The organism is Jannaschia maritima (assembly GCF_030973515.1).
Taxonomy (GTDB): Bacteria; Pseudomonadota; Alphaproteobacteria; order Rhodobacterales; family Rhodobacteraceae; genus Jannaschia; species Jannaschia maritima.
In genome coordinates this window covers 20,150-27,060 of sequence record NZ_JARGZA010000027.1, presented here as the reverse complement: position 1 = coordinate 27,060, position 6,911 = coordinate 20,150, and the positions used below count along the sequence as shown (strand labels likewise).

The 6,911-nt window shown below is 72.7% G+C and carries 8 protein-coding genes; 5 read left to right on the top strand and 3 right to left on the bottom strand.

The features are described 5' to 3' along the window. Nucleotides 1–199 (bottom strand): hypothetical protein (locus P0084_RS17615; RefSeq protein WP_308918200.1); only part of this gene is annotated, 199 nt, incomplete at its 3' end. 91 nt (nucleotides 200–290) lie between these two features. Here P0084_RS17615 and P0084_RS17610 point away from each other — a divergent pair. Then, nucleotides 291–1,199, top strand: coding sequence for an SMP-30/gluconolactonase/LRE family protein (locus P0084_RS17610; protein WP_308918199.1), 909 nt, complete (start codon nucleotides 291–293; stop codon nucleotides 1,197–1,199). Here the strand turns inward: P0084_RS17610 and P0084_RS17605 are convergent. Continuing rightward, nucleotides 1,196–1,360, bottom strand: a complete 165-nt coding sequence (locus P0084_RS17605; protein ID WP_308918198.1) for a hypothetical protein — start codon at nucleotides 1,358–1,360, stop codon at nucleotides 1,196–1,198. The genes P0084_RS17610 and P0084_RS17605 overlap by 4 nt on opposite strands. A gap of 360 nt (nucleotides 1,361–1,720) precedes the next feature. Between P0084_RS17605 and P0084_RS17600 the strand changes: the two genes are divergently transcribed. Continuing rightward, on the top strand, nucleotides 1,721–2,467 hold the full coding sequence (locus P0084_RS17600) for an alpha/beta fold hydrolase (RefSeq protein ID WP_308918197.1): 747 nt from the start codon (nucleotides 1,721–1,723) through the stop codon (nucleotides 2,465–2,467). Between the two features lie 203 nt (nucleotides 2,468–2,670). Here the strand turns inward: P0084_RS17600 and P0084_RS17595 are convergent, their stop codons facing one another. Then, complete coding sequence (locus P0084_RS17595) at nucleotides 2,671–3,591, bottom strand: hydroxymethylglutaryl-CoA lyase (protein WP_308918196.1); 921 nt, start codon at nucleotides 3,589–3,591, stop codon at nucleotides 2,671–2,673. Between the two features lie 71 nt (nucleotides 3,592–3,662). Between P0084_RS17595 and P0084_RS17590 the strand changes: the two genes are divergently transcribed. From P0084_RS17590 to leuD, 3 genes are read left to right on the top strand one after another with little or no spacing between them, the layout of a single operon-like run. Continuing rightward, nucleotides 3,663–4,841, top strand: a complete 1,179-nt coding sequence (locus tag P0084_RS17590; protein WP_308918195.1) for a CaiB/BaiF CoA transferase family protein — start codon at nucleotides 3,663–3,665, stop codon at nucleotides 4,839–4,841. Further along, nucleotides 4,838–6,229, top strand: coding sequence for a 3-isopropylmalate dehydratase large subunit (locus P0084_RS17585; RefSeq protein WP_308918194.1), 1,392 nt, complete (start codon nucleotides 4,838–4,840; stop codon nucleotides 6,227–6,229). The genes P0084_RS17590 and P0084_RS17585 overlap by 4 nt, the downstream gene beginning before the upstream one ends. After that, nucleotides 6,226–6,855, top strand: a complete 630-nt coding sequence (leuD, locus tag P0084_RS17580; protein WP_308918193.1) for a 3-isopropylmalate dehydratase small subunit — start codon at nucleotides 6,226–6,228, stop codon at nucleotides 6,853–6,855. The genes P0084_RS17585 and leuD overlap by 4 nt, the downstream gene beginning before the upstream one ends. Nucleotides 6,856–6,911: the final 56 nt, after the last annotated feature.

Genomic DNA, 6,911 nt, shown 5'->3' with positions numbered 1-6,911 from the left:
GCGCCACACCCACGCAATGGGGCAGGTCCGGCAGGTCGGTGTCGATCCGTCCGCCATCCGGTCCCAGCACCACGATCGCCAGGCGGTCCCCTTCGCAGATGACGATCCGCTCCACGCCCGGCACGACCTCGGCCAGCGCAGCACCCGCGCGGGGCAGCAGCGTTCCCAGGACCACGGCGAGGACGATCAGCGCGCGCATGGTCCGGTCCCTGACGCCCCCGGGTAAGGTTTGCAACGGACCACGCCGCCGCAGCCCTGGACACGCGGTCGCGATGCGGCACCATCCCCCCATGACCATCGACGTCCGCGACCCCCGCATGCGCGACCTGATCGCGCCCGACGCCACCTTGGACCGGATCGCCACGGGCTTCGGCTTCACCGAAGGCCCCGTATGGCACCCCGGGGAAGGCTGGCTGATGTTCAGCGACATCGCGCGCTCCGTGCAGCATCGCTGGACGCCGGATGGCGCCCTGTCCGTCTTCCGCACCCCCAGCAACCAGGCCAACGGCAACTGCCTCGACCGCGAGGGCCGCATCGTCACCTGCGAGCACGCAGCCAGCCGCCTGGTCCGGCACGAGCACGACGGCAAGCTGGTCCGCCCGCTGGCGACCCATTGGAACGGGCGCGAGCTGAACTCGCCCAACGACGTGATCTGCGACACGCGGGGCCGCATCTGGTTCACCGATCCGACCTATGGCCGCATCCGCCCCGATCTGGGCCTGGTCCGCGATCCCGAACAGGACGCCAGCGGCGTCTATCGCCTGGACCCGGACGGCACGCTGGCGCGGGTGGCGGACGACCACGAGCAACCCAACGGGCTGTGCCTGTCGGCGGACGAACGCACGCTGTGGGTCAACGACACGCCCCGCGGCCACGTGCGCGCCTGGGACGTGGCCCCGGACGGGACCCTCGCGGGCGGCGCCGTCTGGGCGGAGGTGCGGGGCGAGGGCAAGGGCGCGGTGGACGGCATGAAGGTCACCGCCTGCGGGCACATGCTGGTCAACGGGCCCGGCGGGGTCCACGTCCACGCCCTGTCCGACGCGCGGTCCCTGGGCGTGATCCGCACGCCGGAGATGTCGACCAACTTCTGCCTCGGCGGCCCGGACCGGACGACGTTGTTCGTAACGGCGACCACGTCGGTCTATCGCATCGCCACCCGCCTGCGGGGCCTGCCGATGATCCCGGGCCGGGCGCCCTAGCGGCGCGCGAACGCCCGTCGCAGGGACAGGCCCGTCGTCGCCACCGCCAACAGCCCCGCCTGCCCGCCCAGCACATAGGCCAGCAGGACGACGGACCATCCGAACCCCGCCATCCAGGCCAGCGCCGCCAGGCACAGGCCCCAGAACAGGGACGTCGACAACAGCGAGGGAAGGGTGGGCGTGGCATCCATTCCCGCAGGATCGCCGAACATCGTTAACGGATGGTTAACGCATTGGAATCCCTGGCGTCCCGAAGCGGTGCGCGTCGTCACGGTTCCGGACGCATCGACGCCGTCGCCGCCGGGATGGGCGACGCGAAGCGCCGTGATCGGCCCGGACCCGATGCCCGGCCCCGCCCCGCATCAGACGCTGGGACATCGCACAGACCCCTCCGGCACGCCGGCCGTCCGGCCACGTCCCGGCCCCCGGGGGCGATCGCCGTGCCGCGGCGGGCCGGGCGCGGCACGGCGGCGACGATCCGTCCCCCTCGAAACGCGCTCCGCCCGCGCCACCTTCCCGCCATGGCCCGGAACACCGCACCCCCGCACCTGATCCTTCTGCACGGGGGCGGCGCCGACCACCGGCTATGGGCCTCCACCGCACCTCTGCTGGCCGACCGCTTCCGCGTGGACACCCCCGACATGCCCGGCCACGGCGCGGCCCCCGCCCCGCCCGAGCCGACCGTCGCGTCCCTCGCCCGGGCGCTGGCCGCCGACCTGGCCCCGCGGATCCGCGGGCCCTATCACCTCGTGGGGCATTCGCTGGGGGGCATGGCGGCGATGGCGCTGGCCGCCACGGACCTGCCGCCGCCCGAACGCCTGGTCCTGGCCGACACGTTCCTGCGACCGTCCACGGGCCTCGACCGAAGCGCGCGGATGCTGGCCCTGCACTGGGGTGCCGCGGTCCTGGGGAACCGCAACGCCACCCGGGCCGTGCTGGACCGCATGGATCTGGGGACGGACGGCTTCGACGCGACCCTGCGCGCGTCGATGACCCATCCGCACGCCTGGCCGCTGCACACGATGATGGGGGCGATGCGCCGCTTCGACGGCCGCCCCCACCTGGCGCGCATCGCCTGCCCGACGCTCCTGCTGATGGCGGGCGGCAACGCGTCCACCGACGGCGAGGGCGAGCGCATGGCCCGCCACCTCGCCCATCCCACGATCCGCGTCATGCCCGGCGCCGGCCACCTCCAGATGCGTGACGACCCCGCCCTGTTCGTCCGCCTCGTGGGCGACTTCCTGCTGGGGACGATGGACCCGCCCTGACCGCCTGGACCGGCCGGGACGTCGCCCGCGGCACCGAACGGGGATCGCGGTCGGGTCCCCCGCGATGCGGACCCCGGGACCACCCCCGCACGGAACGCCGCCGCGACGCAACCCCGGCGCAACGCGCGGTGCGTGTCTGCCGAAACGTATGCACGGGGGGTGCACGGGGGGTGTACGGGGGGTGTACGCCGATTTTAGGCCCGTCAGGCCGCCGGAACCCGCCTTTGCGGCAATCCCGCGTCGGGCGTGAATCCGTGCAGCGGCTCGTCTCCCAGGGCGGGGCGGATCACGTCCCGGACGGCCATCAGGCGGTCCAGATCCACCCCCGTCCGATGCCCCATCGCCTCCAGCATGAAGGCCAGATCCTCGGTCACGATGTTGCCCGACGCGCCCGGCGCCGCGGGGCATCCGCCCAAGCCGCCGAGCGAGGCGTCGAGCGTCGCGATCCCTTCCTCCAAGGCACTGAACGCATTGGCCAATCCCAGCCCCCGCGTGTTGTGCAGATGCACCCCCGTCAGCCTGTCCCCGACCTCCGCCCGCACCGCGCGGATCCGGGACCGCACGGTCGCCGGGTCCCCCATGCCCGTCGTGTCCGACAGCCCCACCTCCGCCGCCCCGGCCTCCAGGGCCGCGACGGCCAGCCGCACCACGTCGCGCTCCGCCACGGGACCCGCGATCGAGCAGCCGAACGCCGTGCTCAACCCGACCTCGAAATGCGGCCGGTCCGCTTCGGGCACGGCATCGACGGCCGCGCGTATCGCCTTGATCTCGCTCAACATCTGGGCGTGGTCGCGGTTCACGTTGCGCTTCGAATGCACCTCCGACACCGACAGGGGGATCGACAGCTTGTGCGCCCCCGCCTCCAGCGCCGCGCGCGCGCCGCGCAGGTTGGGCACCAGCACCGCCACCGTCAGGCCGGGAATGGTCCGTCCATGCGCCACCAGCGCCGCCGTGTCCGCCATCTGCGGCAGCGCGCGATAGTCCACGAACGACCCCACCTCGATCTCGCGCACGCCGGCCGCCGCCTCCGCGGCGATCCAGTCCTCCTTGACCTGCAACGGCAGCGCGAAGCCCAGCATCTGCAGCCCGTCGCGAGGTCCGACCTCGGAAATCAGAACGTCCAACGCGCATCCCCCGATTGCCTTGCCACGACCGTGCTATACCCTGCCCGGGGCAGCGGGATAAGGGTGCGGACATGGACTTCCTGAACGGCATCCGGGTCGTGGAATTCAGCCACATGGTCATGGGCCCCACGGTGGGCATGATCCTGGGCGACCTAGGGGCCGACGTCGTCAAGGTCGAACCCCTGGGCGGGGACAAGACCCGCCGCCTGCCGGGATCGGGCGCGGGCTACTTCGCCATGTTCAACCGCAACAAGCGTTCCGTGGCCCTCGACCTCAAGTCCGACGAGGGCCGCGCCGCGGCGCGCGACCTGATCGCGGGCGCCCATGTCGTGGTCGAGAACTTCCGCCCCGGCGCCCTGGCAAGGCTGGGCCTCGGACCGGACGACGCGAAGGTCCTGAACCCCAACGTGATCTACCAGTCCTGCAAGGGGTTCCTGTCGGGCCCCTACGAGGAGCGCACCGCGCTGGACGAGGTCGCGCAGATGATGGGGGGCCTGGCCTACATGACGGGGCCGAAGGGCCGCCCCCTGCGCGCGGGCACGTCCGCCATCGACATCACGGGGGCGATGTTCGGCGTCATCGGCATCTTGGCCGCCCTGGTGGGTCGCGGCAACGGCGGCGCGGGCGTCCACCTGACCAGCGCGCTCTACGAGACGACGGCGTTCCTCGTGGGTCAGCACGTCGCGCAGGAGGCCGTGACCGGAACGCCGCCCCCGCCCATGCCCGAACGGATTTCGGCCTGGGCCGTGTACGATGTGTTTGACTCGGCCGACGCTCAGGTGTTCATCGGCGTCGTCAGCGACGGCCAGTGGGCCGCGTTCTGCGAGGCGTTCGGGTTCGACGACTGGCGCGCGGATGCCGAATTGGCGACCAACACGGGTCGCGTCCAGGCCCGAGAAACCATCCTGCCACGCCTCCGATCCGTGTTCGCGACGATGGCGTCCGCCGACCTGATGGAGAAGCTCGAAGCGACGGGCCTGCCCTTCGCCCCCATCCGCCGGCCCTCGGACCTGCCGGACGATCCGCACCTGAAGGCCCACGGCCTGCAACCGCTGACCCTGCCGCCCGGGGGCCCCGGCGAAGGGCGCACCGTGTCCCTGCCCCGCCTGCCCTTGGAGTGCGACGGCGTCCGCGCGCCCCTGCGCCGCGACCTGCCCGAGGCGGGGGCCGACACGGCGGACGTCCTGCGCGAGCTCGGGCGCACGGACGCCGACCTCGACGCCCTGCGCGCAAAGGGCGTGATCGCATGACGTCGCTGCGCACGGCGTTCGACAAGATGCTGGACGCCCACACGGTACGCCGCTTCGACGACGGCACGGCGCTGGTCCATGTCGACCGGATCATGCTGCACGAACGGACGGGATCGGTCGCGCTGACCTCGCTGATCGAGGACGGGCGCGCCATCGACGGCCCCGACCGCGTGTTCGCGACCGTGGACCACATCGTGTCCACCCTGCCCGGCCAGCGCCACCGCGCCCGCAGCCCCGGCGGCGAGGTCTTCATCGACGCGATGCGCGACGCCTGCGACCGCCTGGGCCTGCGCCTGTGGGACGGCGACGACCCCCGCCAGGGCATCGTCCACGTCATCGCGCCCGAACAGGGCGTGGCCCTGCCCGGCATCACGATGGTCTGCCCCGACAGCCACACCTGCACGCTGGGCGGCCTGGGTGCGCTGGCCTGGGGGATCGGCTCCACGGACGCCGAACACGCGCTGGCGACCCGCTGCCTGCGCATCGGCGTGCCCGGCACGATGCGCGTGTGGATCGAGGGTGAGCGCCCCGCCTGGATGGGCGCGAAGGACATCGCCCTGCACCTGATCGCCACACATGGCGCCGCGGGGGGCCGGGGCTTCGCGGTGGAGTACGACGGCCCCGCCGTGCGAGCCTTGGCCGTCGAGGCGCGGCTTACCTTGTGCAACCTGTCGGTGGAGTTCGCGGCCTTCACGGGCTTCGTGACCGCCGACGACGCGACGATCGACTACGTCCGCGGCCGCCCGTTCGCGCCGGGTCCCGACCATTGGGACGCCGCCGTGGCGGGCTGGCAGGCGCTGGCGACGGATGCGGGCGCCGCGTTCGACCGCGAGATCCGCCTCGATCTGGCGGACGTCTCACCCGCCGTGTCCTGGGGCACCAGCCCCGAACACATGGTCCCCCTGGCCGAACCCATTCCCGAACCCCTCGACGACACCCGACGGGCCGCGCTGGACTACATGGGCCTGACCCCGGGCCGCCCCCTGGCGGGCGAACCCTTGGATGGGGCGTTCATCGGATCGTGCACGAACGCGCGCCTGTCCGACCTGGAACGCGCCGCCGCGATCCTGCGGGGCCGCCGCGTGGCGGATGGGGTACGCGCCGTGGTGGTCCCCGGATCGACCGCCGTGAAGCGCGAGGCGGAGGCCCGCGGCCTGGACACCACCTTCCGCGACGCGGGCTTCGAATGGCAGGAATCGGGCTGCGCCCTGTGCTTCCACGCGGGCGGCGAGGGCTTCCCCCCGGGCGCGCGTGTCATCTCCAGCACGAACCGCAACTTCGAAGGGCGCCAGGGGCCGCGCGTGCGCACCCACATCGCATCGCCCGAAACCGTCGCATGGTCCGCCCTGCAGGGCCGCATCAGCGACGTGCGGGAGGTTCCGGGGTGACCGGCTGGACCACCCTTACCGGCATCGCCGCCCCCTTCCTGCGCGACGACGTGAACACCGACGTCGTCATCCCGTCGCGCGAGATGAAGCGCGTCTCCAAGCAAGGCTTGGCCGACGGCCTGTTCGCCAACGTCCGCTACCGCGAAGGCCGCGACCCCGACCCGGCCTTCGTGCTGAACCGCCCACCCCGCGACCGCGCCACGGTTCTTCTGGCCGGGCGCAACTTCGGCTGCGGATCGTCGCGCGAGCACGCGGTCTGGGCCTTGCGGGACTATGGGTTCCGGGCGGTGGTCGCGCAGGGCTTCGGCGGCATCTTCTTCGACAACTGCCTAGCCAACGGCGTGGCCCCCGTTGCGTTGGACGCCGACGCCGTGACGGCCATCGCCGCGTGGTGCGACAGCGACCCGGTGGGCAACGAGGTCACGGTCGATCTCGACGCGATGGAGGTTCGCGCCGACTCGACGCATCCGTTCGACCTGCCCGCGCAGGGGCGGCGGATGATCCGCGAGGGCCTGTCCCCCATCGACCTGACGCTGGAGGACGCGGACGCCATCGCGGCCTGGGTGGAAGCCGACCGGGCGGCGCGGCCCTGGCTGCATGGAGGTCATCCTCGGGCTCGACCCTAGGACCTGCCCGAGCGAAGCGCCCGGTCGCACGAGGTCCCCGGGGCGGGCCCGGGGAT

Excerpts from the sequence above, each read along its gene's own strand:
- P0084_RS17590 (WP_308918195.1), top strand. The coding sequence starts at position 3,663 with ATGGACTTCCTGAACGGCATCCGGGTCGTGGAATTCAGCCACATGGTC.
- P0084_RS17585 (WP_308918194.1), top strand. The coding sequence starts at position 4,838 with ATGACGTCGCTGCGCACGGCGTTCGACAAGATGCTGGACGCCCACACG.
- P0084_RS17610 (WP_308918199.1), top strand. The coding sequence starts at position 291 with ATGACCATCGACGTCCGCGACCCCCGCATGCGCGACCTGATCGCGCCC.
- P0084_RS17600 (WP_308918197.1), top strand. The coding sequence starts at position 1,721 with ATGGCCCGGAACACCGCACCCCCGCACCTGATCCTTCTGCACGGGGGC.